This is a genomic window from Pseudomonas sp. FW305-20, assembly GCF_058788075.1.
In genome coordinates this window covers 1-629 of sequence record NZ_JBYTAJ010000075.1, presented here as the reverse complement: position 1 = coordinate 629, position 629 = coordinate 1, and the positions used below count along the sequence as shown (strand labels likewise).

Below are 629 nucleotides of genomic sequence, written 5' to 3'. Positions count from 1 at the left end.
TCGCCACCGGTGCGCTTGCACACGATGACTTTCTGGATGCTGCTGGTTTCCGGGTTGGTCAGCGCATCGTCGACGTTGGTCTTGAGCGGGATCTTCTTGCCGGCACGAATGCCTTCGTCGGCAGTGATCACCACTTTGGATTTGCAGTCGATGATCCGACCCGCCAGGGCTTCCGGCGAGAAACCACCGAACACCACCGAGTGAATCGCGCCGATCCGGGCACACGCCAGCATGGCGACCACGGCTTCGGGGATCATCGGCATATAGATAGTCACCACGTCGCCGCGGTGCACATCCTGGCCGCGCAAGGCGTTGGCGAACTTGCAGACTTGTTCGTGCAGCTCGCGATAGGTGATGTTGCGGCTTTCGGCAGGGTCATCCCCTTCCCAAATAATCGCCACTTGATCGCCGCGTTCGGCCAGATGACGGTCGAGGCAGTTGTAGGAAACGTTCAGGGTGCCGTCGGCGAACCATTTGATGTCGACATGGTGATCGTCGAAGGAAGTCTGTTTCACCGTGGTGAAAGGCTTGATCCAGTCGAGGCGCTTGGCTTGCTCGCGCCAGAAGCCGTCCGGGTTAACGACGGACTGCTGGTACATGGCCTTGTAGGTCGCCTCGTCAGTCAGCGT

General features: G+C 59.6%; 1 protein-coding gene. It reads right to left on the bottom strand.

The features are described from left to right. Positions 1-629, bottom strand: a 629-nt coding sequence (locus AC3WP4_RS28485; protein WP_492575921.1) for an AMP-binding protein, incomplete at both ends; no start/stop codon positions are given.